Source organism: Kitasatospora sp. NPDC022856, from assembly GCF_055561235.1.
On record NZ_JBVHHE010000021.1, the window covers coordinates 15,820 to 41,418 of the forward strand.

The window sequence follows — 25,599 nt, forward strand, 5'->3', positions numbered from 1 at the left end:
GCTCACGGGCAACCGGCGATCGTCATGGGCGTGCTCCTGGAACTCGGTCGAGCAGGGGAGAGGAGGGGAGGAGCCGGGACCGCGTCAGGACGCCGGAGCGCCGAACCACCGGTCGGCGGCGGAGGCGAGCGACTTGCGGTCGGGGTCGTGGCCGTCCGCCCACGCGACGGTGCCGTCGGGCCGGACGAGTACGGCGCCGAACCCGAGGTCGTTCGCGGCCGGCCCGGCCGCGTACCGGATCCGGCTCTCCCGGTCCCCGGCCACCTCGCGCAGGTGCCGGTCGACCGTGAAGTCGAGCAGGACGCCCCGGCCGTCCCGCAGCAGCTCGCCGAGGCGGGTGCCGTCCCCGAGGAGGAAGTCCGGGGCGCTGCGGCCGACCAGCGGGTTCTCGTCGCCGAGGTCGTAGCGGACCGAGGCGCCCGATATCCGCTCGAACACGAAGGTCGCTCCGTCACGGGTGCCGATCAGCTCGCGCACCACCGCCTGGATCGCCCGCCCGTGCGGGTCCGGCCGCATGGCCGCCACCTGGGCGCGCGTCCAGTCGAGCACCGCGGCGCCGACCGGGTGGCGCTCCCGGGTGTAGCTGTCGAGGAGTCCGTCCGGCGCGTGCCCGCGCACGGTCGCCGCGAGCTTCCAGCCCAGGTTCACGGCGTCGCCGATGCCGGTGTTGAGCCCCTGGCCGCCCAGCGGGGAGTGGATGTGCGCGGCGTCGCCCGCGAGCAGGACGCGCCCCTGCCGGTAGGTCGTCGTCTGCATCGCCCGGTCGGTGAAGGTCGACACCAGGTCGACCTCGCCCAGCGTCACGTCCGTCCCGGAGACCCGGCGCAGCACCGACTGGAGGTGCGCGCGGGTGGGCGGCTGCGAGCGGTCGAACGCGCCGCCGTCGAAGTCCATCATGGCGAGGTGGCCCTTGCCGGGCATCCGGACGTACAGGCCCGTCGGCGTGAGGTTGAAGCCGAAAGCCAGCTCCTCGGGATCGGCCAGGGTGGCGCGCATCGAGTAGCCGGTGAGCTGCGGCCCGGTGCCGACGAAGTCGAAGCCCGTGAGCCGGCGCACGGCGCTGCGTCCGCCGTCGCAGCCGACCAGCCAGCGCGCCGGGTACGCGTCCTCGCCCGCCCGGGCCACCACGCCCTCGTCGTCCTGGGTGACCGCCGAGACCGTGACGCCGCGCCTGATCTCCACGCCGAGTGCGGTCGCCCGCTCGGACAGCAGCCCCTCGACCACGTCGAGGGACGCCATCATGCTCTCCGTGGCCGAGCCGGGAAGCCGGAACGGCAGGGCGGCGACGTCGATCCTGGCCGGGTCGAGCATCATTCCGCCGAAGTGGCCGCCCAGGCGCGGCCGGGCCGACCCGGGCGCGTCGTCGAGACCCGCGGCCTTCCGCAGCCGGTCCAGCAGCCCCCGGCGGTGGAACGCCTCGGCCGACGCGGTGTTGAGGCCCCGGCTCCCGAGCGGCGCCGCCCGCCAGGGGGAGCCGGGCTCGGCCTCCCGTTCGAGAACCAGGACCGAACAGCCCGCGAGGCCGAGCTCACAGGCGAGGAACAGACCGACCGGGCCGGCGCCCACGATTACCACGTCATGCACGGGAACTCCCCTCCGAAGCCTGAACCCTTCAGGCACTCCGAGGTTCCACCGGGCCACTGATGGATCGCACACAGCTCACTGACACGGCATCACAGGCCGCTGACAGCAAGCCTGCACGGGCGGGCGATCCAGGCGGTGCGCGGGCAGCACGACCGGCAGGAGGGGGCGGCCGCGGCCGGCGCGGTGTGGCGCGGGGGCAACCGCGGCCGGCGGGAGGCGGCCCGGTCAGGCGCCCTCGACGGTCTCGGTGCGGTGGACGCGCAAACCCCGGCGCAGGTAGTTGCCCAGCGCGGTCGGGTGGTCGTTCGAATCGGTGTGCAGCCACACCCTGCGGACCGACTCCGCCTCGAACGGCTCGGTCGCCCAGGCCTGCCGCAGGGCGAGGGTGAGCGCGTGGCCGCCGAGCCCCTGCCCGACGTACTCCGGCAGGAGCCCGAAGGTGACGATCTCCACCTCCCCGCCGGCCTGGGGCTCCAGGGCGGCGATCCCGGCCGTCGTGCCCGACAGTTCGACCAGCCAGTACTGGCGGTGCGGGTGCGCCCGAGCCAGCTCCGCCCACTGCTGGTCGGTCCGGCTGGAACTGCGCCAGCCGTACGCGGCCCCGACCCGGGCCTGGACCGAACGCACCAGCGCCGACAAGCCCTCCTCGCGCCGGAGCTCCATCCCGGGCACCGCCCGACCCGGCGTCAGCTCCTCGCGACCGGTCATCTCCAGATACGTGACGATCTTTCCCATCCCGGCACGCTACCGGGCCGGGCGCCGCTCCCGCACCGGAGGGCGCGAGCACCACGGGCCGCCCGGGGCCCGGGGCCCGAACCGGGGGCCGCGGTAGGCACCGTAGGCCTCGGACGTCATGATGGACCGGATTCTCCGGCAGCCCCACCGGACGACCCTCACCCTGCGACCGACGGCACCCTCCTGGAGACGACATGAGTCCCGCCCCGCTTCCCCTGCTGCTGCCGGACGGCCGGCCCGCCGCCGGCGCCTGGACGCTGGACCCGGCGCTGACCCACCTCAACCACGGCTCCTTCGGCGCCGTCCCGGAGGCCGCGCAGCAGGAGCAGCAGCGGCTGCGCGCCGAGATGGACCGGGCGCCGGTGGTGTGGTTCCCGGCCCTGCCCGGGCGGGTGGCGGCCGCCCGGTCGAAGGTCGCGGACTTCCTGCGGGTCGACCCGCGCGACCTCGCCCTCGTGCCCAACGCCAGCGCGGGCGCGAGCGTCGTGTACGGCAACCTCCCGGCCCGGCCCGGCGGCGAGGTGCTGGTCACCGACCACGGCTACGGCGCCGTCACCATGGGCGCCGAGCGGCTGGCCCGCCGCTGGGGCGGCAGCGTCCGGACAGCACGGGTGCCGCTTGACGCCACGGCCGAGGAGGCCTGCGCCGCGGTGCTCGCCGAGGTCACCGACCGGACCGCGCTGATCGTCCTCGACCACATCACCTCGGCCACCGCCCGCTGGATGCCGGTGAAGGAGATCGGAGCGGCGGCCCGGGAGCTGGGCATCCCCCTGCTGATAGACGGGGCCCACGTACCGGGCCTGGCCGAAGACCCCCTGGCCGGGCTGGAGTTTGACGTCTGGGTCGGCAACCTGCACAAGTTCGGCTGCTCCCCGCGCGGCGCCTCGGCCCTGGTGGTCCGCAGCGAACTCCGTCACCAGCTCTACCCGTTGATCGACTCCTGGGCGGCCGAAGCCCCGTTCCCCGAGCGCTTCGACACCCAGGGCACGATCGACGCCAGCAGCTACCTGGCGGCCCCGGAGGCGCTGGGCTTCATCGAGCGGACCTGGGGCTGGGCGGCCGCCCGCGACTACCTGCGCGAGCTGGCGGACTACGCCGAACGCATCGTCGGCGAGGCCGTCACGAAGCTGACCGGCGAGAGCGCCGCCGTCGACGTCGGCATGCCGGTGAACGCCCTGCGGCTGGTCCGGCTCCCCGACGGCCTGGCCGCCACCCGACTCGAAGCCGACGCCCTGCGCGACCGGGTCGCGGCCGAGCTGGGCGTCGAGGCCGCGTTCACCAGCTTCGACGGCGTCGGCTACTTCCGCCTCTCGACCCACGTCTACAACACGGCCGCCGACTACGAGGACTTCGCCGAACGCTGCGTCCCCGTGCTCGGCAGCTGGGCCCGCGGTACGGCGGAGCGGCACTGAGCCGGCCTCCGACGGGAGGCCGCCACCTCCCGTCGGAGTCCTCCGAGCCGCCGGGGACGGAACCGGCGGCTCGGGGGAGCACCGAGGCCGGCCGCCCGGCCCGGCTCCGTACACTGGCGGGCATGGCGTGCCGCATCAGTGAGCTGGTCATCGACTGTGCCGACCCCGAGCAACTCGCCGCGTTCTGGAACGAGGTCCTCGGTTACGTCGAACTCGGCCGGGAGGCCGACGGGAGCATCGAGATCGGGCCGCCCGGCGTCGGCTTCGGCGGCCCGCAGCCCACCCTGGTCCTCAGCCCCAGTGGTGACCCCCGGCCGGGGAGGAAGCTCCGGCTGCACATCGACGTCAGCCCCACCGACCGGGACCAGGACGCCGAACTGGCCCGGCTGCTCGCGCTCGGCGCCAGGCCCGTCGACATCGGCCAGACCGGCGCCGAGGACTGGCACGTGCTGGCCGACCCGGAGGGCAACGAGTTCTGCCTCCTGCGCACCCGGCTCCAGCCCCGCTGACCGCTGAGCGACCGCCCGCGGCGCTGCGCTGTCCGGGTGTGGTCCGGGCGAGGTGGCGGTGCGGTCCGCGTGTGCTCCGGGTGAGGCCCACGGAAGGACCCGGCGAGCCCCGGGAGGCCGAAGGCGCGCGGCCAGACCGTGCAGGATCCGGGAACCCCGGGAGAATCGGAGGCGGACCGGTTCGGCCGCGCGTCGGCCGCCCGGTTCCGCCGATTCCACCGGCCGTACCCGTACCGCCCAGTGCAGAGGAGCACCCCATGCCCGACTTCCGCCCGGAGCACGATCGCCTGGTCGTCAGGCCGATCGGGGAACCCGCCGCCGACGCCGACACCCGTACGGGCGAGGTGGTGGCGGTGGGACCCGGCCGGCCGCTGGAGAGCGGCAAGCCGCACCCGGTGGACGTCAAGGTCGGCGACCGGATCGTCTTCGCCACGTTCTCGGGCTCGGAGATCGAGGTCGCGGGGGAGCGTTACCTGGAGGTCCCCGAGGACGAGGTCCTCTCGCTGTCCGCCGAGTAGGAGCCCGCCGAGGAGGAGAAGGTCATGACCGAGCAGTCGAAGGCCCGGATCGGCGTCACCGGACTGGCCGTGATGGGCCGCAACCTGGCCAGGAACTTCGCCCGCCACGGCTACCGCGTCGCCGTGCACAACCGCACCCGGGCCAGGACCACCGCCCTGCTGGAGGAGTTCGGGCACGAGGGCGAGTTCGTCCCGGCCGACTCGCCGGAGGCGTTCGTCGCGGCGATCGAACGCCCGCGCATGATCGTCGTCATGGTCAAGGCCGGGGAGCCGACCGACGCGGTCATCGACGAACTCGTCCCGCTGCTCGACGAGGGCGACGTGCTGGTGGACGGCGGGAACGCCCACTTCCTCGACACCCGACGGCGGGAGGCCGCCCTGCGCGGGCGCGGGCTGCACTTCGTGGGCAGCGGCATCTCCGGCGGCGAGCAGGGCGCGCTGGAGGGCCCCAGCATCATGCCGGGCGGCACGGCGGATGCGTACCGGCTGCTGGGACCGCTGCTGGAGGACATCGCGGCCCGGGTCGACGGCAAGCCCTGCTGCACGCACGTCGGACCGGACGGCGCCGGCCACTTCGTCAAGATGGTGCACAACGGCATCGAGTACGCGGACATGCAGCTGATCGCCGAGGCCTACGACCTGCTGCGGCACGTCGCGGGCCTGCAGCCGCCGCAGATCGCCGAGGTGTTCCGAACCTGGAACGGCGGGCGGCTGGAGTCCTACCTGATCGAGATCACCGCGGACATCCTGGCCCACACCGACGCGGACACCGGCCGGCCCTTCGTCGACGTCGTGCTGGACCGGGCCGAGCAGAAGGGCACCGGGCGCTGGACGGTCCAGACCGCGCTGGAGCTCGGGGTGCCCGTCGGCGGCATCGCCGAGGCGGTCTTCGCCCGGTCGCTGTCCGGCGGCGTGTCCCTGCGCGAGGCGGGCCGCGGCCTGCCCGGACCGACCGAGACCTGGCTGGACAGCGCCGCCGCGGACCGCTTCGCCGACGACGTCGAGCAGGCCCTGTACGCCTCCAAGATGGTCGCGTACGCCCAGGGCTTCCAGCAGATCCAGGCCGGCAGCGCCGAGTACTCCTGGCGGATCGACCCCGGCGAGATGGCCGCCATCTGGCGCGGCGGATGCATCATCAGGGCCAGGTTCCTCGACCGGATCAAGGCCGCCTACGACGGGAACCGGGAGCTGCCCACCCTGCTGACCGACGCCCACTTCACGGAGGCGCTCGGGTCCGCCCAGTCGGCCTGGCGGCGGGTGGTCTCGACGGCGGCCCAGCTGGGCGTGCCGGCGCCGGGCTTCGCGACCGCGCTCGCGTACTACGACAGCCTGCGGGCCGAGCGGCTGCCGGCCGCCCTGGTCCAGGGGCAGCGGGACTTCTTCGGCGCGCACACCTACCGGCGGGTCGACCGCGACGGGGTCTTCCACACCCGCTGGGAGGAGCCGCAGCGCCCGGAGGAGCGGCGCTGAGCGGCCCGCCCGCAGCGTGGCTCGGCCCTCCCGGGTGCACCCCGGAGGGCCGAGCCACGCGGGCGCCACGGGTCAGCCGGTGGTGACGACCAGCCGCAAGCGGGCGGCGCCGGCCGGCATCCGCTCGTAGGCCGCGGTGGTCCCGTCCAGCGGCACCGTCTCGATCATCGGCCGGATGCCGTGGAGCACGCTGAACTCCATGGTGTCCTGCACGTCCCGCGCGGTGCCCGAGGGATGACCGCGGATGATCTTGCCGCTCATCAGCAGCTGGTTCGGCCCGGACCTCTCCCGAGCGCTGGCACGACCGGGTACTGATGCGCACGACCGGGTACGGGCACGACCGGGTGCGGGTACGGCATCCCGCGCGGAAGGCACATCCGCACCCAGCAGAGCAGTTTCGGCCCGATCGCGCACGGCGGGCGAGGGCGACGGCGGCGACCCGCCCCCCCCTGCGCGGGGGGCGTTTCACGTTCCCGCGCCCGGGCAGGCGCGGGCCGTGCGGGAGGGCGGGCACCAGTCGCCTCCCGGTGGGCGCGCACCGGCAATCGCGCGTCCGCGCGGCTCGCGTGCGAGCCGCGGCGCCGAGGGGGGATCCAGTGAGAGGAGTGGCCGTGAAGGCTCTGACCTGGCAAGGAAGGCGGGACGTACGGGTCGAATCGGTGCCCGATCCCGTGATCGAGGACCCGACCGACGTCATCGTGAAGATCACCACCACCGGACTGTGCGGATCGGACCTCCACCTCTACGAGGTCCTCGGCCCGTTCCTGGATCCGGGCGACATCCTCGGCCACGAACCGATGGGCGTGGTCCAGGAGGTCGGCCCCGAGGTCACCGCCGTCCGGCCCGGCGACCGGGTCGTGGTGCCCTTCAACGTCTCCTGCGGCACCTGCTTCACCTGCGCGCAGGGTCTGCACTCGCAGTGCGAGACGACCCAGGTCCGCGAGTACGGCACCGGGGCGTCACTGTTCGGGTACACGAAGCTCTACGGCCAGGTGCCCGGTGGGCAGGCCGAGCTACTGCGCGTACCGTTCGGCAACACGCTGCCCATCAAGGTGCCGCAGGGCCCGCCCGACGACCGGTACGTCCTGCTCTCCGACGTCCTCCCGACCGCCTGGCAGGCCGTGGAGTACGCCGACGTGCCCGATGGCGGCAGCCTGGTCGTCCTGGGCCTCGGGCCGATCGGCGACATGTGCACCCGGATCGCCGCCCACCGCGGCGCCGGCCAGGTGATCGGGGTGGACCTCGTACCGGAACGCCTGGAGCGGGTCCGCGCCCGCGGGACCACCGTCCTCGACCTCGACCGGCACGGCAAGAACCTGGCCGACACGATCCGTGAGATGACCGAGGGCCGCGGCCCGCACGCCGTCATCGACGCCGTCGGCATGGAGGCGCACGGCTCGCCGGCCGCGACCCTCGCCCAGCAGTCCACGGCCCTGCTGCCGAGCGCCCTGGCCGCCCGGCTCATGCAGCACGTGGGAGTGGACCGCCTCCACGCCCTCCACCTCGCCATCGACATCGTCCGCCGCGGCGGCACCATCTCCCTGTCCGGGGTCTACGGCGGCATGACCGATCCGCTCCCGATGCTCACCCTGTTCGACAAGCAGATCCAGCTGCGCATGGGCCAGGCCAACGTCCACCGCTGGTCCGACGACATCCTCCCGCTTCTCTCCGACGACGACCCGCTGGGCGTGGAGGCCTTCGCCACCCACCATCTCCCGCTCGCCGAGGCGCCCGACGCCTACCGCCTCTTCCAGAAGAAGCAGGACGGCGCCGTCAAGATCCTCTTCAATCCCTGATCCCGGTCCCCGACTGATCTCGCCCCCCGCCCCCGACTGATCCCGCCCCCGACTGATCCCCGTCCCCGACGCCGCACCGGCGTGACCGCTCCCGGGAGCCCCCATGTCCCGAACGCTGCACCGCTTCGCCGACCGGACCGCCCTGGTCACGGGCTCGTCGCGAGGCCTCGGCCTGCTCATCGCCCAGGAACTCGCCCGGCGCGGCTGCCGGGTGATGCTCTGCGCCCGCGACCCGCGCGAGCTCGGATTCGCCGAGAGCCGTCTGCGTGCCGAGGGCGCCGAGGTGGCGTCCGTGGTCTGCGACATCACCGACGAGTCCGCCCCGCGCGCGTTGCTGGACGCGGTGCACGACCGCTTCGGGCCCCTGGACGTGCTGGTCAACAACGCCGGCATCATCCAGGTCGGCCCTTTGGACGCGCTGCGGGAGGAGGACTTCCGCGAGGCGATGGAGACGATGCTCTTCGCCCCCTTGCGGCTGACCCTCGCGGCCTTGCCCGACCTACGGGCCAGTACGGCCGGCACGCTGGTGAACATCTCCTCCGTCGGCGGACGCATCGCCGCACCCCACCTGCTCCCGTACGCCACCGCGAAGTTCGCCGCGGCCGGCCTGTCGCAGGGACTGCGGGCCGAACTCGCCGGAGCGGGAGCCGGAGCGGGCGAGGGGGCCGGGGTCAGTGTCACCACCGTGCTGCCCGGCCTGATGCGGACCGGCTCGCACACCGCGGCCCGCTTCCACGGCAGGCCCGGCGCCGAGTACAGCTGGTTCGCCGCGGCGGCGTCGCTCCCCCTGCTGTCCATGGACGCGGAGCGCGCCGCCCGCGCCATCGTCCGCGCCGCCGAGCGCCGCAGGCCCGAACTCGTCCTCACCCCGGCGGCCAAGGTGGGCGTCCGGCTCCAGGGCCTCGCTCCCGCCACCACGACCCGCCTGCTCGGCCTCGCCGCACGGATCCTGCCGGGGCCGGGGCAGGACCCGCGCCGCAACGTCCGCGGGTCCCGGGCCGCGGCCGACTCGCCGCTCCCCGCAGCCGTCACCGTGCTCGGCGACCGCGCGGGGCGCCGCTACGGCGAACCCGGACCCGGCCGCTGACGAGCTCCGGGCGGACGCCCGATCCCGGCGGCGTGTCGGGTCCGTCGCCGCCGGCACGCGCCGGGTCGCGTCGGGTCGCGCCGGCGGAGCGGCCGCGGCCGGTGGCGGTTCGACAGCGCTGCGGCGTCAGACCAGCCGGTCGCGATCGCGGGCCGCGACGGCGCGCACCCGGGCGGCGAACTGACCACGGCTGCGCTGCTGGTGCAACTCCTCAGCGGCCTCCTCGTCGTCCTCGTGGGCGGGGGTCTCCGGGGTCGCGTCCTCGTCGTGGTCGGCGTCGGTGTACTGGTCGTGGAGGAGCCAGCAACCGTGGATGCCGGCGAGGAGGTCTTCGAGGAGGTCGCGGGCAGGGCGCCGCGGGTCGAGGGGAGTCAGGCGCAGGCCGGTGTCCTCCGGGGCGAGGCCCTCGTCGCCGTCGTCCTCCGCGTACTCGGCGAGGGCCTCCTCGAAGTCGTTGAGCTGGTCCCGCAGGGCGGTGGGGTCGGGCAGCAGACCGTCGGCCACCTGAAGGGCGTGCCGGACGAGCCCGGCGACGGCGTCGTGCGGGGACGCTCCGGCGTCGATGAGTTCGAGGACGAGGGTGGGGGTCTCGTGGGCGAGCGCCTCGATGGCGTCGGCTTCGACCACGACGGTGGCGCGGTCGTGGCCGGAGGCCTCGGCGGCGATCTCGGCCGCGGCGGTGAGCCAGTGGGCCGCGGCGACGGCCGCGGCGGTGGGGTCGATGCCGGAGAAGAGCTCAGCGGGGCCGAACGGGTCCTGACGGAAGAGGTGGTCCGCGGCGGCGACCTGGGCGGGCGAGGCGTCCTCGCGGCTGAGCAGGACGGCCTGCTGGGCGCGGCCGGAGAGGTCGCCGAGTTCGGCGCTCTCCACGGCGGCGAGCTCCTGGGCGGCCTCGGCCAGGACGGTGGCGGTGAGTTCCGGGTCGCCCAGGGCCACCAGGGCACGGCCGATCCGGTTCGCGGACTCCACCAGGGGGCTGTAGGAGACGGTCAGCATCCCGCCCTGGGGCAGGTTGGGGCGGGCGACGGCGGCGGCGACCTCGCCGAAGGCCTCGCGCTCCCGCTCGCGCCGCCATCCCTCGCTGCCGGACTCCAGGGAGTCGGCGGCGCTGGCCGGGTGGGTGTAGGTGCGCCAGGCCGCCTCGGACAGCTGGGTGAGCGTGCCGGCCAGGCGCAGCAGCGCGGCGGTGTCGGCCTCGGCGGGGAGGACGGCGACGCGGGCGGAGAGGTCGCCGCCGCCGGTTCCCCAGGCGGCGATCAGCTCGTGCCGGGCGGGGTCGACACTGTAGCGGGTCATGGCGGCGCTCCTTCGGATCGTGTCGGCGCACCGACTGGCCTGAGGTGATTCTGGCGTGCGCCGCGGCCGGGGGTGAGCTTTTCCGCCCGGTGACGCACCGCACGAGGACGGGGTACTTCGGCGGAGCCTGCGGCACCCAGCCGACTTCGTCGGTGCAGCCCGTCCTCGGCTACGTGAGGTCCTTGCGCCTCAACGTGCACACGGTCTCGTACCGTTCGACCGAGCCCTCCGCGGTCTCCACCTCCCAGGAGTCCGGTTCGCGGCCGTAGGCCCGGTAGCCGAGCCGCTCGTAGAGGGCGCGGGCCCTGGGGTTGCCCTCCTCCACGCCCAGTTCGGCCACCGTCAGGCCCCGGGCGGTGATCCGGGCCTCCGCGGAGGCGATCAGCAGAGTGCCGATGCCGCACGACCGGAGCGCCGGATGGACGCCGAGCTGCCAGAGCGTGCCGGCACCGCTCCTGACCGTGTAGTCGACGCCGCCGATCGCCACCGGCAGGCCGGCGGGCCCGTGCACGGCCAGGTAGTCGACCTCACCGCGCTCGGCCCGCCGCACCTGGTCGGCGAGCCGGCGCACGTGCAGGGCGGAGCCCGCCCAGCCGCACGAGGGCAGGTCCTCGTGGGTGAGGTCGCGCACGGACAGCGAGACCCTGATGTCGGTCACCTGGACCACCTCCAGCCTGAGAGGCTCCACCACACGTCGGCGAGGCGCAACACCATTCGGGGCATCCGCCCCGGGGCGGGGCGTTCGTCGCTCGTACTGCGTGGCACCCGGTTGGGTCAGGGGGTGGCGGGAGGCGGCGTCGCTCCCGTGGTGAGCTGCGCGCGGACCCGGGCGGCGAGGGCGGACATGTCGGCCGCGAACCGGGCTTCGAGGTCGATGCCGGTCTCCTCGGCGATCACCAGGAGGGAGAACATGCAGTCCGACAGCTCGTGGGCGAGCAGCTCGCGGCCGCCCGCCACGTCGGTGCGGTGGCCCTCGTGGGCCATCACCAGCTTCGCGAGGTCGCCCACGTCGCCCACGAAACCGAGCGCGTAGTCGGTGAGGTCCCACCGGCGGCCGAGCCGCTGCTCGTTCAGCCGGTCGTAGGACTCGCGGACTTCGAGCACCGCGTCGTGCAGCCGCTCCCGGTCGGACATGGTCGGCTCCCGTACGGACGGCGTCGGGCGTGCGTCGTCATCACGTCGACGCACGCCCGGCGATTCACCTGAGTCGCTGTCAGTCCCCGTTGTATGACGCCTCGTCAGTCCTGACAAGTCGATTCCCGGTCGAACCTCTCCCGACGGATTCACCCTGCGGTACGTCGTGCCGTTCGATGGCGTCGTGGGACAGCACCGGTGGGCGGCCTCGCCCCGACCCCGGTCGGCGGCGGGGCCGGGGCGACGGTGGCCGCGTTCAGGCGGCGGTGGCCGCGTTCAGGCGACGTTGTCGCGCCGACGGCGGCGGAGGAGGGCGAAGGCGCCACCCGCGAGCGCCAGGGCCACGCCCGAACCGCCGACGAGCACGGGTGTCGAGGAAGGGGCGGCTGCCGACTTCTTCGCGACGCCGTAGCCGCTGGACATGCCCGTGGTGTCGTACACCGAGCCGGGCAGCTTGTCGGCATAGCGGGCCTTGACCAGCTTCTGGTAGGTGCTCAGCGATACCGCCGACTGGCCGTCCAGCCCCTGCCGCGCCTGGTCGTTGAGCGGTTCGACCGTGGTGAGCTTCAGCTGGTACCAGCCGCGGATCTGCGGCTCGGAGAACACCAGCGTCCCCACCGTGGCCCTGCCCGCGAACGTGGCGTCGCTGTCGCCCTCGCGCACGGCCGCCAGGTGCCACCCGCCGCCCTGCGTGGGGGCGAGCATGACGGTGGCGTTCCGCCCGTTGACCGGGGCGTTCAGCGCGGAGACCAGATAGCTCAGCTTGACCGCCTCGGTGGCGATCGGCAGTGACGTCCCCGCGGCGAAGCCGGGAGTGATCTCGTTCAGCGCCAACGGGTCCTTGACGGTGAACGCCGGCAGGCCCTCGCACGGGTCGGCCTTGTCGGGGATCGCCTGCGGTGCGCCGACCGCGTCCCCCTGGGGCACCGGCACGCTGAGGAACCGGCAGACGGTGGCGCGGACGTCGGCCGACTTCACCAGGTCGAGGGCGGCCTGGTAGTCCGGGATGTCGGCCGGGAGCGGGTCCATGGGCGCGGTCGCGTGGGCGGGGCCGGCGACTGTCAGCAGCGCGGCCGCGCTCAGTACCAGGACGGTGGTCAGGCGGGAGCGGCGGGAGGCCGCCCGCTTGCTGGACATTCTTGCTCGGTGCATGCCGCCTGCCTTAACGGGAGATGCCGATCCGGGAGTGGGTCCACTTGAACGAGCTGTTGCTGACGTAGTCGTTGTAGTTCCACCACGTGTAGGTGGCGGTGTCCGGCCACGGGTCTGCGACGCCGATGGTGTTGTTCGACGTGTCGAAGCCGTAGACGACGTTCATGTGGCCACCGCCGGACGTCCACCCGATGCGGGCGGCGACCGGGCGGGCCGCCTTGACGTCGGTGTAGACCTGGTTGAACGTGGCCGCGCTGTTCAGGCCCGAGCCGGGGTGGGCCATGCCGAGGCTGTTCCAGCCCCTGGCCATGTCGTCGAGTGTGGCGGGCTGGTTGTTGCAGCCGTAGGAGGGCTGGGCCCGGGTGCAGAAGTCCGTCTGTGTGCTGCCGTAGCCCTGGAACTTGGCGATCGTCAGCCCGGAGGCGACCCAGCACCACTGGGTCTTCTCCTGTTTGTACATGCCGATGTTGTCCTGCCCCGCCTCGGCGTGGGCCGGGCTCCCTACGGCGGCGAGCAACCCCGAAACCGTCAGTGCGACGGCCATCGTCGTGGCCGCGAACGTGGATCTGCCCATCTTCCTGCCTTCCCGCGAAGGTGCGATGCGTGCCGGGGGATCTGGCGCAGCTATGACAGCACGAATTCGCGCTGTCACCCATGGTGTGTATAGAAACTGCACCTACAAGGATGAATCGTCATATATGCAGGGCCGACGACGCCGAGGACCTCACGCCGGGGGAGGTGATCCCCGCGGTGTGGTTCCACGGCGGGGCCGGGGCGGGCGCGGGCGTCATCGCGGTTCACCCGGCCAGGGGGAGAGCGGGGGCGGCGGGGGATCGAGGCGGACGAGGTGGTGGTCGACTCCGCCGTCCGGCCGGTGCACCGTCCGGTAGGCGTACGGGGCGGCGCTGCCGGGGAGGACGGCGACGCCCTCCTCCACGACGTTCTGCTGCCGCGCGATCGCGCGCAGCCGCAGGTCGGCGTCGTCCGGCAGGTGCGGGTCGGGCGGTCGGCGGTGTCGGCCCACCGGTCTCACGCGCCGACGAGCGCACGCGGGTCGGACCCTTCGCCGCCCCAGCCGTGGGTGGAGAAGCCGCGGCCCCCGCCCCGGTAGAGCGTGAGGGCGGCGTGGGCGGTGGCGAACATCGGCAGCGGTGGCGCGTCGACCGGGGACCAGTGGGCGCCGAGGTGCTTGTCCGGCTCGGTGTTCGTCAGTTCCCCGCTCCAGGCGGTGGCGAGGAACACCGACAGCAGGAACGGGCCCTCGCCGTCCCAGCCCTGGCGGACCTGGATCGTGTGCACGAGCTGTAGGCCCCCGGGATCGGTGATCAGCCCGGTCTCCTCCCGCAGCTCGCGGGCGGCGGCCTCGTCGAGCCGCTCGCCCTCCTCGACCTTGCCGCCGGGGATCGTCCACGCCGGCGTCGCGCGCCAGCCGTGCGCGGCGTAGCGGAGCGTCGCGACCAGATCTCGGTCCTGGTCGTGGACGATGACGGACACGGCCTGGCGAAGGATCTCCACGGTGCTACCTCCGGGACTGCTCGGCTGACGGGGCTCGCGGTGGTCGGCGGGGTGCGGCGGGGCACCCGTGCTCAGGCCGGCCGGCGCGCCGTCTGGCCGGCGGTGAGCGTCAAGTGGGCTGTGGGCTGGTCGAGTTCGCGTGGTCACCTCGGGTCGGGTGGCGTCTGATGATGGTGCTGTTCGAGTGCGGCGTTCAAGCGGATATCCGTCGGGCGTGCCCGGGGCGAACGGGGACTTTTCGAGCACCGTGCGCGCTTCCGAGGACACCCCGAGGTGGTCGCGAGGGAGTGCGGCGAGGGTGGCGGAGCCCAGTGCACGGGCGGCGAGCGCGCGTTCGAGCACTGGCCGACCGTGCGGCTTCGCGCCGGTGGCGGGTGCTCGTCGGGTGGGGAGGGTGCGCGGCGGACAGTCGTCGGCGGATTCACCCGTTCGGCTGGCGAGTTGCCCGGGAAGGTTTGGGGCGTCGGTATGTCGGGGTCGGCGGTCGGTCCGCAGGCGTACCGCCCGCGGACCTCCTGGTCGCCGCCGAGATCGGGGAGAGTCACCTGATGGAGCGTCAAAATGACGATTGTGCCCGCACCTTCCTTACGACGCCTTTAAGCTTCCGCTGAATGGCGGGTGCTCCGTCACTCCACACGGCTCCTCAGGCGGCCGGGCGCAGGCCCTCGACGATGAGAGTGGGAATGACATCTACAAGTGATCGGTTGAACGGCTCCGCGCGCGGGCCGGGTCGGGGGCGGTCGGGTTCGCCCGGCCGCCGGGCCGTGGCGAGAACCGCGGCAGTGGCACTGGGGATCGCGGGCTGCTCGCTGGCCGTGGCGCCGGCGGCGTTCCCGCAGTCCGGCGACGGGTCGGTGACGGTCCGGGTGGTGCGGGCGGTGGACACGAGCGGGGTCTGGACGCCGGCGCTGGAACCCGGCCTCGCGGGTGTCACGGTGACGCTCACCGATGACGCCGGCACCGCGGTCCAGGGGGCGACGGCGGCGGACGGCACGGTCACCCTCGCCCCGGCGGCGAAGCTGTCCGGCGGCAAGTACCGCGTCCAGGTGGTGAATCCGAAGCCGGGCGTGCTGTTCCCGGCCTTCGCCTCCCGGGAGGGACTGGACGGCGCTCCGAACAGGCTGAGCAGCAACGAGGAGTTCGTCGACCTCTCCGGCGGCAAGAACGTCGCGTTCACGACGGGGCTGTGGAACCCCGGTGACTACTGCCAGAAGAACGCGCCGCTGGTGACGACCTGTCAGCCCACCTCGCGCGAGGGCGGCGCCCAGCGCACGCTGGTGTCCTTCCCCTACAGCGCACGCGGCCAGGACGGCGTGGACGTGAACGCCACGGACATCGCCACCGACGCCGAGACCGGCACGCTCTACGGCATCGGGTGGAACCGCTCCGACCGGCGGGTGTTCTCCTCCGCGCTGGCCAAGCGCACCACCGACTACGGTCCGGGCGGCGCCGGGGCGATCTACGTCACCGACCTCGCCCAGAAGAGGACGACCCTGTTCACCACCGTCCCGGAGGCCGGTGCGACGGTTCACGGCGGTGGCACCGACGACGCCTTCCTCGGTGTGCCGGGCAAGGAGAGCCTGGGTGGCCTCAAGATCACCGATGACGGCCGGGACCTGTTCGTCGTGAACCTCAACGACCGCAGGCTCTACCGCTACGACGCCACCGCGCCCACCGCGGCGGCGCCTAAGGCCTCCTACGCCGTCCCGGACCCGGGCTGCCCGGCGGCGGGGGACTGGCGCCCCTTCGGCCTGGGCCTCCAGGACGGCAAGGGCTACCTCGGCGGGGTGTGCTCCGGCGAGTCCACCGGCAAGGTCGCCGACCTCCGCGCGGTCGTCCTGCCGTTCGACCTCGCCACCGGGGTGTTCGGCAAGCCGGTGCTGGACCAGCCGCTCGACTACCCGCGGCAGTCGACCGTCGGCGGTGGCCCGTGCGACGGCGCGGGCTGGTTCCCGTGGACGAGCACCTACCCGACGTCGCAGAACGGCAATCCGTGCGGCGCCTCCACCATCGCCAACCCCGAGCCCGAGCTGGGCGAGATCGCCTTCGAGAGCGACGGCTCGATGCTGCTGGCCTTCCGCGACCGCTTCGCCGACCGCGCCCCGGCCGCCCCGGCACCGGGCTCCGTCGCCGTCGTCATGTCCGGCGGCGACCTGAACAAGGCCTGCCCGGCGGGCGGCACGTTCGTGCTGGACACCAACAACGGCTGCGGGCTGTCCCCCCGGGGCACCCGGTTCTTCGACACGAGCTGGGGCGGCCACCGCAACACGGCGTTCGCCGGCATGGCGCTCTCCAAGGTCGAGAACACCATCGCGGTCTCCGCCTTCGACCCCAACCACACCGCCTTGGGGTACGGCACGTCGTTCCTCCAGCGCGACGGGAAGCAGGACCCGAAGTTCGGCCTGCGGCTCAACCCGCCGGGAACGGTGGCCCCGTTCGGCAAGGGCGCGTCGATGGGCGACCTGGAGGTCCTCTGCGACCAGGCGCCGCTGCAGATCGGCAACCGGGTCTGGTACGACCCGGAGCGCACCGGCGTCCAGCGCCCGGGCCAGCGCCCCGTCCCGGGCGCGACCGTCCACCTCTACGACGAGTCGGGGAAGCTCGTCGGCACGACGAGGACGACCACCCGCGGCGAGTACTACTTCGACGACTCCGACGTCGACGGCGGCCTCAAGCCGCGCACCAAGTACACCATCAGGCTGGACAACCCGGCCGACTACGCCAAGGGCGGCCCCCTGTACCAGTGGGTGCCCACCGACGCGGACGTCGGCGACAACCACTTCATCGACTCCAAGGGCGTCGTCCCCGACGGCGGACGGTTCCCCGAACGGGCGCTGACCACCGGCGGGCCGGGCGAGAACGACCACACCTTCGACTTCGGGTTCCGCCGGCAGGAGGGCGCGCTGCGCCTGGTCAAGCACGACCAGGACGGCAAGCCGCTGGCGGGGGCGAGGTTCCAGCTGTGGCACGAGACGAACGGCACCGACGGGCTGCAGCCCACCGGTGACAAGCCGGACGCGAAGCTGGGGAGCCCGTGCACCACCGGTGCCGACGGCCTGTGCCGGGGCGCCGGTGAGCCGGGGACGTACTACTGGCAGGAGCTCAGCCCGCCCGAGGGCTACGCGGCGCCGGACACCACGGTGTTCGGTCCGCTGGTGCTGACGTCCGAGAACCTCGCGGACGGCGTCTCGGTCACGGCGGTCAACCGGCTGCTGCCCACCCCGTCGCCCACCCCCACCCCGTCGCCCACCCCCACGCCGACGACGCCGACCCCGACGGAGACGGCCGGCGTCCCGCCCGCGTCGTACCCGCCGGAGCCGCCCGTCGTGCCGGCCGCCGCACCGGGCCCGCCGCGGCCCGCGCCGGGTTCGCCCCTGGCGAGCACCGGCACGGGGCCGCTCGTACCGATGGCCCTCGTCGCCGTGGCGCTCACGGCGCTCGGCGGGGTGCTGGTAGGACTGCGCGGGCGTAGGGCCCGGCACCGGTAACACCCCGGCCCGGCCGTCGGAGCCCGACGGGCCGGCGGCCGGCAGGGGCGGATCGGGCGGGTTCGCTGACCATCGGGTCCGCGAACCCGCCCGAGTGTGTCACCGACGTGAGAGAAGGCATGGGCATGGCCCTGAGCAAGTCCGGCGACAAGGCGGCCGGGCGGAATCCCGGCGGTTTCACGGCCCGGTGGAAGTCCGGTGGCGCCACGGCGCGGGAGCGGTCCGGCGGCGCCCGCGTGCCGCGGCGGACCGTCTGGCTCAGGGCACTGCTGGCGGTCACCGTGTGCGGGGCCGCCACGGGCGGCGTGGTCGTCTACCGGAACGTGTCCGACAGCACCACCAACCGGCCGGTGACCGTCGACGAGGCATCGCGCATCGCGGTGTCGCGCCTCAACCTGTACCAGGCGAGCCCGGCGAGGGTGACCCTCACCGCCGCCGAGGGCGGTGGCGTGATGGTGCGGGTGGAGGGGGTCGTGGACTACCGCACCCACCGGGCGGCGGGCAGTTACCGGGTCACCGGGCCCACGGGTGAGCTGGACCACGGGCTGATCGTGTGGGACGGCGCCGGACTGGGGCTGGCGCCGCAGGCGGGTGGTGGCGGCGGCCCGGCCTGGCAGCAGGCCGAGCACATCCCCCGCCCGGGCTGGTCGCCGCGCGGCTACACGGCGGACCCCCTGGACTCCGGCCTCCAACTGCTGATCCAGCTGGGCGCGGACCGGCCCGACAACCCGTTGCTGCTCGCGCAGTCCGGTCCGCGATGGCTGGGCCGCGACCTGATCGACGGCCGGAGCTACGACCGGTTCTCCGGGCCGCGCTCCGGCGACGCCGCGCACGGGGCGGGGGCCGACGGTGAGTTGTCGCCGCTGACCTACTGGATCGACGGTGACGGCGGTCTGCGGCGGGTGACGATGCGGATGCCCGGCCTCGGCACCCCGACGACCGTCGAGATCACCGGGCGCGACGAGGCGGCGAAGCTGCCCGAGGCACCCTGGGCCGCCGGCTGAACCGGCGCCGCCGGCCGGGCGCCGCCGGGCCCCGACCGGCGGGCAGCGCTGGCGGCCGGTCGGGCTCAGTTCGGCCGCGGCATGGCGGCGACGTCGGTCGGCAGCGGGTAGCGGTTCGGATCGACCGGGCCGGGCAGGTCCGTCGCCGGGCGGCCGGGCGCGGTCGGATCGGGCATCGACGGCTGGGCGGCCGGCACGGGCACGGAGTTGAACGGTGTGCCGGGCGGTGGTTCGACGGGGGCCGGCCGACCGGCCGGGACGGCCTGGCGCGCGGCGGCGCCGCACCCGGCCACGTCCTCCAGGCCGTTCGGGCTCTGCGTCGCGGGCGAGTTGCCGGTGAAGCAGTTCGCGGGATCGGTCGAGGCCAGCACGAGGTCGACGCCGTTGGCCGTGGCGTGGTTGCCCTCGACGCGGTTGCCGACGGCGGGGTGTCTGGGCGGGTCGGTGATGACGACCCCGGCCGCGCGGTTGTCCCGGACGAGGTTGCGCAGCACCTGGTTCGCGGTGCCACCGCCGATGCCGATGCCGATCCCGAAGCCGCCGTCGGCCTGCTCGGGCGAGTCCGCGGCGTTGTTGCCGGCGATCACGTTGCCGGCGATCACCGCGCCGTGCTGCGGGGCGAGGGCCTCCAGGTCGTTGGAGTTGACCGTCACGCCGACGCGGTTGCCGACCACGCGGTTGCCGAGCACCGTGAGGTTGTCCGAGGCGTTGGTGATCTCGATGCCGACCGCGTTGCGTTCGACCGTGTTGCCGCGCACCAGCGTGTCGCAGGGCTTGCACTGGCCGACGTAGATGCCGGAGTCGGCGCCGCCGGAGGCGTAGGAGTCCTCGATGACGCCGCCGCGCGCGTCGAAGGCGTAGATGCCGTAGAGCCCGTTGTTGTACGCCGTCACCCGGGAGGCGCGGAAGCCCTGCACCGGCGGGAAGCGGACGGTGTCCAGCGGGTCGTAGGCCGAGCCGCCGGCGCCGTGACGCTGCAGTTGGTCGTCGGTGACCCCGGTGAACAGGACGCCGTTGGCGAGGAAGCCGCGGACGGTGAGGTTCTCCACCACCGAGCCGGCGCCGGTGACGGTGATGCCGTTGACGAGCCGCACCCCGCCGTCGAGGACCACCGCGTTCCGGTCCGTGCCGCGCACGACCACCCGCGGCACGGTGACCCGCACGCTCTCGCGGTACACCCCCGGCTGGATCAGCACGGTGTCACCCTCGCGCGCGATGTCCACCGCCTGCTGCACCGTGGCGAAGTCCTCCGGTACGCGAACGACGTTCCCGGCCGGATGCGGTTTCCCGGGCGGCTGGGAATCCGTCGCCGAGCACCCCGTGGCCGCCACCGCGACCAGGGTGACCAGCACCGACAGGCGTCTCGGCAGCGAAGCCCGGAATGCGGCGGGCCGGGCGGCCCGAGCGGACAACAGGCGCTGAGGAGAGGGGATTTGCATGATACGTGTTCTATCGTCTCCAATATCGGCCATGCATACCGAACCGGGAAATCCGCAGGAACCGGCACGACCAGCCGCGGCCGGTTTGGGACGCAGGGCCGTGCTCGCGGCGGGCGCGGTGCTGGCCGCCGGGATCGGCGCGGCCGCCGAGGCGCTGGCGGGCGACGTCCTGGCGCCGGACGACCGTTCGCACCCCGCCGGCCCGCCGCCCGGGTCGGCGGTACCCTTCCACGGGCCCCGGCAGGCCGGGGTGACGGAGCCTCAACTGCCCGTCGCACAGCTGCTGTCGTTCGACCTCCCGGCGACCACCGCGGCCGCGGACCGGCAGACCCTCCGCGCCGTCCTCGACGCGCTGACCCGCACCCTCTCCGGCGCGGCCGCCGGTACGCTGCCCGACCCGCGCCTGGGGACGGGCGTGCCGACCCGGCTCGCCTCCCTGGTCGGCGTGGGTCCCGGACTCGGCTCCCGACTCGGCCTGAACGTGCCCGCCGGACTGGCCGACCTGCCGCCGTTCCCCGGCGAGCGCCTCGACCCGGCGCGCAGCCACGGCGATCTGGTGGTCCAGCTGTGCGCCGCCGACCGCTGGACCCCGACCGTCGTCGCGGAACTGGCCACCGCCGCCGCGAAGGCCGCCGGCCTCGTCCCCCGCTGGACCCAGTCCGGTTTCCTGCCCCTCACGCCCCGGGGCGTGACACCGCGGAACCTGTTCGGCTTCAAGGACGGCACCGCCAATCCCGACGACGACGCCGCCCGGCAGTGGGTCTGGGGCCCGCCGGGCCCGCACGAGAACGGGACCTTCCTCGTGTACCGCCGGATCCGGATGGACGTCGCCGGCTTCGCGGCGCTCCCCGGGGAGCGGCAGGACGCGGTGATGGGCCGCCGCGGCGGCGACGGCGTCCCGCTCACCGGTACCGCCGAGCACGACGACCCGGACATCTACGCCAAGAACCCGGACGGCTCCTACGTCATCCCCGCGTCCGCGCACGTCCGCCTCAGCAGCCCCCGTCTCGACGGCGGCGCCCGGATGCTCCGCCGCAGCTACAGCTACGACGACGGCCTGAACGACCGCGGCCTGCTGTTCTGCGCCTTCATGCGCGATCCCGCCCTGTTCACCCGGGTCCAGAACCGCCTGGCCGAACGCGACGCGCTGGGTCCGTTCGTCGAGCACCAGGCGTCGGCCGTGGCCTACGTGCTCCCCGGCGCCGCACCGGGCGGGACGCTCGGCGAACAGCTCTGGGCATAGGGCCACCGGCGGTCGCGCCCGCCGGGCCGAATGAGAGCTACGACCCCCGAGCACGTCGCTGGGAGGACCGGCGACCGGTCCTCCCAGCTCGCGTCCGCCCTGACCCGGCTCCGGGCCCGGAAGAGGCGCAGAGCCGGGACGGGACACCTGACCCACGCCGGCTAGACGCCGCGGACTTCGAACTCCCAGAGGGAGTAGCCCCAGGTGGTCGCACGCTGGGTGGCGTACATCCGGATGTAGCGGCCGGTGCCGTCGAGTCCGGTGAGGGTGCTGGTTCCACCGGTGCCGGTGGCGGTGGAGTAGACGGTGCGCCAGGTGACGGCGTCGTCGGAGACCTGGATCCGGAAGGCCCGGGCGTAGGCGGCCTCCCAGGTCAGCTTCACCTCGTGGACGGTGCGGGTGGTGCCGAGGTCGACCTGCAGCCACTGGGGGTCGGAGTACTGGCTGGACCACCGGGTGCCATAGCTGCCGTCGGTGGCGCCGGTGGCCGGCAGGTCCGCCGTCTCGGTGGACGACGCGGTGGTCGGCCGGTTCAGCGCCAGGTCACCCGGGCCGGTGTCGGTGGGCTGCCCGGGAGCACCGCCGACGGCCGCGATCACCTGCTGGAACCCGGTGTAGGAGGCCGCCGGCTTCGGTGATCCCCAGGTCTGCTGGGCCAGGGCCCGCAGGGGGTTCCTGATGCCGGCCGCGATCTGGGTCGTGGTCTCCGCGTCGGGCCGGTCGCACCACACGTGCAGGAGCGACCCGCTGTTGCGCGAGCGGTCGTCGATCGTGCCCCCGTTCTGGAAGATCCCCGGGTTCCACTGCTCGTACATGTAGGTGGTGTTGGGCTTCGCGCCACCGAGGACGTAGTAGGTGGGCGTCCAGGAGCTGTTGACGATCCGGTGGCCGGTGTTCAGCAGTTGCTGAGGGGTCATCCCGAGGTTGTACCAGTAGTCGACGGTGATGTCGGCGTTCACGGGGATGGTGCCGTCGCCGCCGCTGATGCCGTCGTTCCACATGCGTGCCGTCCTGCCGCCGGCGCGCACGATGCCGTCGGCCCACCGCACGAACCCGTAGTAGACGTCCTTGGCCTTGGCGTTCGCGCCGTACTGCTGCCTGGCGTAGGCGAGCAGCTGGGGGTAGGACCCGTAGTCGACGCCGTACTCGTCGGCGCCCAGGTGCCAGGTGCCGTGCGGGAACAGCGGCATGAACTCGGTGATCAGGTCCTTCATCAGGACGTAGGAGGCGGGGTTGGAGAGGTCGATGTTGCTGCCGTCCGGGGGGCTCCCGTTGGCCGCCCGGAGCTTGAGCTCGGGGTGCGCGGCGAGGACGGCGTCCATGTGCCCGGGCATGTCCAGCTCGGGCAGGACGGTCACGTGGTACTTCGCGGCGAACGCGACGAGGTCGGTGATCTCCTGCTTGCTGTAGTGGTCGGCGGAGACGATCTCCGGGTGGGTGGAGCTCTCCAGGCGGAAGCCGAAGGTGTCGTTGAGGTGCAGGTGCAGGGTGTTGAGCTTGGTGTACGCCATGTCCCTGATCTGGTTCCGCAGCCAGGGGATGGGGAAGAACTTGCGGCCGGTGTCGACCATGAGGCCGCGCTCGGGGTAGGCCGCCCAGTCGCGGGCGGTGCCGGCCGGGATGGTGGGGGAGAGTTTCAGCAGCTGCAGCACCGAGCGGGTGCCGTAGAACGCGCCGCCGTCGGTCGCGGCCTGGATCCGGACGGACGGGCCGACGGTGAGCGAGTAGCCCTCGCTGCCGAGACCGGTGTCGGCGGAGCCCAGCGTGAGGAAGATGTCGCCGGTCGCGACCGAGGCGGCCGTTCCGGTGGTCCGGGCCACGGTGATGCCGGTCAGCGCGGCGATGTCCTCGGCGAACACGGCGGATTCGTCGGCCAGTTGGGAGGCGTAGGCGCTGTCGGTGACGATCCGCGAGCCGGTGCCGAGCGTGTACGAGGGGCCGGAGCCCGCACTCCACTGCTGGAGCGCGGGGATCGTCTGCGGGGCGGTGCCCGCCGCGACCGCCTGCGGCGTGGTGGTGGCCGTCACCCCCGCGACGACCAGAGCGAGCACGCCCAGTAGGCGTACCGGGAGTCGAAGACCCTTCATGGGTGGTCCTCCTTGGTGGGCAGGGCGTTGTGACGCCCATGGTCTAGACCAATAGCACGCACCTTGCGTCGGAAGTACAGTGCAAACTCCTGATCGATGTCAATGGACTACGAGCAATCATTGGCAGGCATTGATCAACGATCGTCATTCGGCTGGTTCTGGTCCAGGAGACGCCCCCCGGTTCCGGTGCATGGGACGGCCCCGCCCTCCGAAATCGCGGGGGCGGGGCCTGGCGCCGGTCAGGTGCCGCGGGGTTCTTCACAGCTCCCGGACCTGCGGCGGGTTGCCGCCGGAGGAAATGGAGAGCGTCCCGTGCTGGATCTGGAGGTTGCTGTTCCTGACCAGCATCCCGTTGCCCTTGGCCATCGAGACGCTGCTGTCGCCGTAGGTGACGGCGATGCCCTGGGCGAAGGTCACCCACTGCGCGAACTCGTTGATCCCGTAGAAGAGGATCCGGTCCGGCATGGTGACGAACATCCGCTCGCCCTCGTGGTAGAGCTTCATCCCCCCGGTGGCGGTGAGCAGGCCCTTCACCCGTACCCCACCGGTGACCCGGGCCTCACCGGAGACGCGGGCCTGGTCGGTGCGCAGCACGTTGAGATCGGCCTCGCCGGCGGTGAGGCTGCCGAGTTCGTGGCCGCCGTCGCGCAGGACGCGGACGCCGTTGCCGGGGAATTCGATCCAGCCGTCGGTGGTGTTCCGGCCCTGGACCCATTTGGTGTTGATGCCGTTGAGGTCGGCCTTGTCGGCGGCGATGACGCCCCATTCCTGGCCGCCGTCCTTGTGGACGTCGATGCCGTTCTGCAGGAAGTCGATCCAGCCCTTTCCGCCGTCGCGGTCGCCGACCCATGTGGTGTTCAGGCCGTTCAGGTCGGCCTTGTCGGCGGTGAGGGTGCCGAGGTCCTGGTTGCCGTCCTTGTGGAGGGTGGCGCCGGGCCGGGTGAAGTCGATCCAGCCCTTCCCGCCGGCCCGGCTGCCCGCCCACGTGGTGTTGACGCCCTCCACGTCGGCCCGGGCGGCCGTGAGGACGCCCGGGTCGCTGTTCGTGCCGTGGTACACGTTGACGCCGGTGTCCGGGAAGGTGATCCAGCCGGCGCTGCCGGTCCGTCCCTGGACCAGCCGGGTGGTCACGTTGTCCACGTCGACCTTGCCGGCCTTCACCGTCCCCAGGTCGCGCTTGGCGTCGCGGACCTCCAGGCCGTCCGCGGTGAAGGTGACGAGGGCCTTGTTCGCCGTCCCCTCGATCCACGGCGTGCGCGCCCCGCTCTCGAACTCGGGGACGAGTGCGTGGACGGTGGTGGTGAGGAAGTACCCTCGCTGCTGCCCGCCGCCGGGCGCCTTGGCGACCAGGGTGTACGTGGTACCGCGCTTCGGTGCGGCGGTGGGCCAGCTGTAGTCCCGGTGCGCCCCCGCGGCTCCCTGCACGGCCGGCTCGCGGTGGACCTCGGCCCCCGTCGGATCCAGGATCGCGTAGTCGAGACCGGTCGGCCCGTCCCACTGGAGCACCAGGGTCTCGCCCGCGTCCCCGTTCACCAGGGACCGCTGCGCGCGGAAGTTGCGCGGGACCCTCGGGGTCTGCTTCACCAGGCCCAGGGTGGTGGTGCAGTGGTCCCGCCGCATGGGTTCGTTGCCGTCGCCGCCGCCGGCCTTCTCGCGGATCTCCAGGAGGGTGAGGCCCGCGCCCTCGGAGAGCGGGACGCTCTCCAGTTTCAGGATCAGCGCCCCGTGGCTGCTCAGGAGCGCGTTCTTCCTCGTCGGGGGCTGCGCCTGGGAGAGCTGTGCCCGGAAGTGGCCCTGGGTGCTGTCCCAGCGGAACTCCAGCGCGTCGTCGAACGGGCTCTGGTACGTCCGCTCGACGCTCGCGGTGACCGCCGCGGCGTTGTCCGTCAGGTCGGAGGACATGGCGAGCAACGGCATCACCACGTCGATGTACTCCCACTCCACCTGGGACTGGTGCGTGTTGGAGACGATCACGTAGACCGTCCCCAGGGAGGGTTCGTCCTGGAGCGACGCCTGGAGGGACGTCGGATCGGCGACGAGCTCGTAGTGCAGCAAGGATGACACAGCGCGGACTCCCTACCTCGGTGTTCCACACGACGGGGCGGCCGACGGGACGGGTGCCAACCGACC

General features: G+C 73.3%; 21 protein-coding genes and 1 pseudogene. 9 read left to right on the forward strand and 13 right to left on the reverse strand.

Annotated features, from left to right (window positions below; genetic code table 11):
• Positions 1 to 84: 84 nt before the first annotated feature.
• Both ACZ34W_RS25220 and ACZ34W_RS25225 read right to left on the reverse strand, forming a co-directional pair.
• Positions 85 to 1,584: an FAD-dependent oxidoreductase gene (locus ACZ34W_RS25220; protein ID WP_465607273.1), complete on the reverse strand. Its 1,500-nt coding sequence runs from the start codon at positions 1,582 to 1,584 to the stop codon at positions 85 to 87.
• Between the two features lie 225 nt (positions 1,585 to 1,809).
• Positions 1,810 to 2,319, reverse strand: a complete 510-nt coding sequence (locus ACZ34W_RS25225) for a GNAT family N-acetyltransferase (RefSeq protein WP_465607275.1) — start codon at positions 2,317 to 2,319, stop codon at positions 1,810 to 1,812.
• Between the two features lie 194 nt (positions 2,320 to 2,513).
• On the opposite strand from ACZ34W_RS25225, the gene ACZ34W_RS25230 reads away from it, so the two are divergent.
• The 4 genes from ACZ34W_RS25230 (at position 2,514) to gndA (ending at position 6,228) form a co-directional block, all read left to right on the forward strand.
• Positions 2,514 to 3,731, forward strand: a complete 1,218-nt coding sequence (locus tag ACZ34W_RS25230) for an aminotransferase class V-fold PLP-dependent enzyme (protein ID WP_329485445.1) — start codon at positions 2,514 to 2,516, stop codon at positions 3,729 to 3,731.
• Between the two features lie 122 nt (positions 3,732 to 3,853).
• On the forward strand, positions 3,854 to 4,240 hold the full coding sequence (locus tag ACZ34W_RS25235; RefSeq protein ID WP_465607278.1) for a VOC family protein: 387 nt from the start codon (positions 3,854 to 3,856) through the stop codon (positions 4,238 to 4,240).
• Positions 4,241 to 4,497: 257 nt separating this feature from the next.
• Entirely contained in the window at positions 4,498 to 4,758 is a 261-nt protein-coding gene (locus ACZ34W_RS25240; protein ID WP_465607280.1) for a co-chaperone GroES, read from the forward strand.
• Positions 4,759 to 4,782: 24 nt separating this feature from the next.
• Positions 4,783 to 6,228 (forward strand): NADP-dependent phosphogluconate dehydrogenase, encoded by a 1,446-nt coding sequence (gene gndA, locus ACZ34W_RS25245; RefSeq protein WP_465607282.1) that lies wholly within the window; start codon positions 4,783 to 4,785, stop codon positions 6,226 to 6,228.
• A 72-nt stretch (positions 6,229 to 6,300) separates the two neighbouring features.
• Here gndA and ACZ34W_RS25250 read toward each other — a convergent pair.
• Positions 6,301 to 6,504, reverse strand: a pseudogene (locus ACZ34W_RS25250) (alcohol dehydrogenase); the annotation flags it as partial.
• A gap of 335 nt (positions 6,505 to 6,839) precedes the next feature.
• On the opposite strand from ACZ34W_RS25250, the gene ACZ34W_RS25255 reads away from it, so the two are divergent.
• Positions 6,840 to 8,024 carry a zinc-dependent alcohol dehydrogenase gene (locus tag ACZ34W_RS25255; RefSeq protein ID WP_465607284.1) on the forward strand — a complete coding sequence of 395 codons (1,185 nt, stop codon included), beginning with the start codon at positions 6,840 to 6,842 and terminating at the stop codon, positions 8,022 to 8,024.
• Positions 8,025 to 8,127: 103 nt separating this feature from the next.
• Complete coding sequence (locus ACZ34W_RS25260) at positions 8,128 to 9,111, forward strand: SDR family NAD(P)-dependent oxidoreductase (protein ID WP_396489285.1); 984 nt, start codon at positions 8,128 to 8,130, stop codon at positions 9,109 to 9,111.
• A gap of 126 nt (positions 9,112 to 9,237) precedes the next feature.
• On the opposite strand, the gene ACZ34W_RS25265 is transcribed toward ACZ34W_RS25260, so the two are convergent.
• The 7 genes from ACZ34W_RS25265 to ACZ34W_RS25295 form a co-directional block, all read right to left on the reverse strand.
• Positions 9,238 to 10,407 (reverse strand): hypothetical protein, encoded by a 1,170-nt coding sequence (locus tag ACZ34W_RS25265; RefSeq protein ID WP_329485439.1) that lies wholly within the window; start codon positions 10,405 to 10,407, stop codon positions 9,238 to 9,240.
• 169 nt (positions 10,408 to 10,576) lie between these two features.
• Positions 10,577 to 11,065 carry a GNAT family N-acetyltransferase gene (locus ACZ34W_RS25270; protein WP_465607287.1) on the reverse strand — a complete coding sequence of 163 codons (489 nt, stop codon included), beginning with the start codon at positions 11,063 to 11,065 and terminating at the stop codon, positions 10,577 to 10,579.
• 116 nt (positions 11,066 to 11,181) lie between these two features.
• Positions 11,182 to 11,541: a nucleoside triphosphate pyrophosphohydrolase family protein gene (locus ACZ34W_RS25275; RefSeq protein ID WP_465607289.1), complete on the reverse strand. Its 360-nt coding sequence runs from the start codon at positions 11,539 to 11,541 to the stop codon at positions 11,182 to 11,184.
• 276 nt (positions 11,542 to 11,817) lie between these two features.
• The gene (locus ACZ34W_RS25280; RefSeq protein WP_465607291.1) at positions 11,818 to 12,678 is read right to left on the reverse strand and encodes a hypothetical protein; all 861 of its coding nucleotides are present in this window, start codon (positions 12,676 to 12,678) and stop codon (positions 11,818 to 11,820) included.
• Positions 12,679 to 12,703: 25 nt separating this feature from the next.
• A complete protein-coding gene (locus tag ACZ34W_RS25285) occupies positions 12,704 to 13,267 on the reverse strand; it encodes a papain-like cysteine protease family protein (protein ID WP_329485435.1) in 564 nt (187 codons plus the stop codon).
• 213 nt (positions 13,268 to 13,480) lie between these two features.
• The gene (locus tag ACZ34W_RS25290; RefSeq protein ID WP_465607293.1) at positions 13,481 to 13,717 is read right to left on the reverse strand and encodes a hypothetical protein; all 237 of its coding nucleotides are present in this window, start codon (positions 13,715 to 13,717) and stop codon (positions 13,481 to 13,483) included.
• Positions 13,718 to 13,722: 5 nt separating this feature from the next.
• Positions 13,723 to 14,208 (reverse strand): NUDIX domain-containing protein, encoded by a 486-nt coding sequence (locus ACZ34W_RS25295; RefSeq protein WP_465607295.1) that lies wholly within the window; start codon positions 14,206 to 14,208, stop codon positions 13,723 to 13,725.
• Positions 14,209 to 14,990: 782 nt separating this feature from the next.
• Between ACZ34W_RS25295 and ACZ34W_RS25300 the strand changes: the two genes are divergently transcribed.
• Positions 14,991 to 17,696, forward strand: coding sequence for an SdrD B-like domain-containing protein (locus ACZ34W_RS25300; protein ID WP_465607296.1), 2,706 nt, complete (start codon positions 14,991 to 14,993; stop codon positions 17,694 to 17,696).
• Between the two features lie 125 nt (positions 17,697 to 17,821).
• Positions 17,822 to 18,700: a hypothetical protein gene (locus ACZ34W_RS25305; RefSeq protein ID WP_465607298.1), complete on the forward strand. Its 879-nt coding sequence runs from the start codon at positions 17,822 to 17,824 to the stop codon at positions 18,698 to 18,700.
• A gap of 65 nt (positions 18,701 to 18,765) precedes the next feature.
• On the opposite strand, the gene ACZ34W_RS25310 is transcribed toward ACZ34W_RS25305, so the two are convergent.
• Positions 18,766 to 19,935: a right-handed parallel beta-helix repeat-containing protein gene (locus tag ACZ34W_RS25310; protein WP_465607300.1), complete on the reverse strand. Its 1,170-nt coding sequence runs from the start codon at positions 19,933 to 19,935 to the stop codon at positions 18,766 to 18,768.
• A 235-nt stretch (positions 19,936 to 20,170) separates the two neighbouring features.
• Here ACZ34W_RS25310 and ACZ34W_RS25315 point away from each other — a divergent pair, with 235 nt between their 5' ends.
• Positions 20,171 to 21,382 carry a Dyp-type peroxidase gene (locus tag ACZ34W_RS25315; RefSeq protein ID WP_465607302.1) on the forward strand — a complete coding sequence of 404 codons (1,212 nt, stop codon included), beginning with the start codon at positions 20,171 to 20,173 and terminating at the stop codon, positions 21,380 to 21,382.
• 161 nt (positions 21,383 to 21,543) lie between these two features.
• Here ACZ34W_RS25315 and ACZ34W_RS25320 read toward each other — a convergent pair whose 3' ends face one another.
• Both ACZ34W_RS25320 and ACZ34W_RS25325 read right to left on the reverse strand, forming a co-directional pair.
• Complete coding sequence (locus tag ACZ34W_RS25320) at positions 21,544 to 23,469, reverse strand: family 20 glycosylhydrolase (RefSeq protein WP_465607304.1); 1,926 nt, start codon at positions 23,467 to 23,469, stop codon at positions 21,544 to 21,546.
• Between the two features lie 258 nt (positions 23,470 to 23,727).
• Positions 23,728 to 25,533 carry a hypothetical protein gene (locus ACZ34W_RS25325; RefSeq protein WP_465607305.1) on the reverse strand — a complete coding sequence of 602 codons (1,806 nt, stop codon included), beginning with the start codon at positions 25,531 to 25,533 and terminating at the stop codon, positions 23,728 to 23,730.
• Between the last annotated feature and the right edge of the window lie 66 nt (positions 25,534 to 25,599).

What these genes read in the sequence shown, in the direction of transcription:
- ACZ34W_RS25225 (WP_465607275.1), bottom strand. Translation starts at nt 2,319, where the DNA reads ATGGGAAAGATCGTCACGTATCTGGAGATGACCGGTCGCGAGGAGCTG.
- ACZ34W_RS25230 (WP_329485445.1), top strand. Translation starts at nt 2,514, where the DNA reads ATGAGTCCCGCCCCGCTTCCCCTGCTGCTGCCGGACGGCCGGCCCGCC.
- ACZ34W_RS25235 (WP_465607278.1), top strand. Translation starts at nt 3,854, where the DNA reads ATGGCGTGCCGCATCAGTGAGCTGGTCATCGACTGTGCCGACCCCGAG.
- ACZ34W_RS25240 (WP_465607280.1), top strand. Translation starts at nt 4,498, where the DNA reads ATGCCCGACTTCCGCCCGGAGCACGATCGCCTGGTCGTCAGGCCGATC.
- gndA (WP_465607282.1), top strand. Translation starts at nt 4,783, where the DNA reads ATGACCGAGCAGTCGAAGGCCCGGATCGGCGTCACCGGACTGGCCGTG.
- ACZ34W_RS25260 (WP_396489285.1), top strand. Translation starts at nt 8,128, where the DNA reads ATGTCCCGAACGCTGCACCGCTTCGCCGACCGGACCGCCCTGGTCACG.
- ACZ34W_RS25265 (WP_329485439.1), bottom strand. Translation starts at nt 10,407, where the DNA reads ATGACCCGCTACAGTGTCGACCCCGCCCGGCACGAGCTGATCGCCGCC.
- ACZ34W_RS25275 (WP_465607289.1), bottom strand. Translation starts at nt 11,541, where the DNA reads ATGTCCGACCGGGAGCGGCTGCACGACGCGGTGCTCGAAGTCCGCGAG.
- ACZ34W_RS25280 (WP_465607291.1), bottom strand. Translation starts at nt 12,678, where the DNA reads ATGTCCAGCAAGCGGGCGGCCTCCCGCCGCTCCCGCCTGACCACCGTC.
- ACZ34W_RS25285 (WP_329485435.1), bottom strand. Translation starts at nt 13,267, where the DNA reads ATGGGCAGATCCACGTTCGCGGCCACGACGATGGCCGTCGCACTGACG.
- ACZ34W_RS25305 (WP_465607298.1), top strand. Translation starts at nt 17,822, where the DNA reads ATGGCCCTGAGCAAGTCCGGCGACAAGGCGGCCGGGCGGAATCCCGGC.
- ACZ34W_RS25315 (WP_465607302.1), top strand. Translation starts at nt 20,171, where the DNA reads ATGCATACCGAACCGGGAAATCCGCAGGAACCGGCACGACCAGCCGCG.
- ACZ34W_RS25320 (WP_465607304.1), bottom strand. Translation starts at nt 23,469, where the DNA reads ATGAAGGGTCTTCGACTCCCGGTACGCCTACTGGGCGTGCTCGCTCTG.